Genomic DNA, 383 nt, shown 5'->3' with positions numbered 1-383 from the left:
ACAAACCAAGAAAGTGTGCAACGTCAAATTAATGAGTTAACAGATCTAAAACTACAGGTAGATAAGAAGTTGAAAAATCTTGATACTGATGTGGCAAAAACACAGAGTGTCCTTAATTCAGAGGGAACAGGAAAAATAGATAAGTTAAAAAATGAAATGCTAGATACAAAAAAATCAATTCAAAATGATTTACAGCAAATAGCGTTATTACCAGGAGCTTTAAATGAACAAGGACTAAAGGTATTCCAAGAAATTTATAGTCTATCAAAAGATATCATTGAACCGGCTGCTCAAACAGCAGTAGTAGCGTATAACAAAGGAAAAGAAATAAACAATGCTATTGTAGACGCAGAGAATAAAGCAGAGCAAGAAGCAAAAGAAAA

The 383-nt window shown here is 32.4% G+C and carries 1 protein-coding gene; it reads left to right on the top strand.

Annotated features, from left to right (window positions below):
- On the top strand, positions 1-383 hold a 383-nt coding region (locus ACS2CR_RS34470; protein ID WP_438906167.1), incomplete at both ends, for an HBL/NHE enterotoxin family protein.

The sequence above is a fragment of the Bacillus cereus group sp. BceL291 genome (genome assembly GCF_051776705.1).
In the GTDB taxonomy this organism is placed as follows: domain Bacteria; phylum Bacillota; class Bacilli; order Bacillales; family Bacillaceae_G; genus Bacillus_A; species Bacillus_A cereus.
This window is presented reverse-complemented; position numbering and strand designations above follow the sequence as displayed.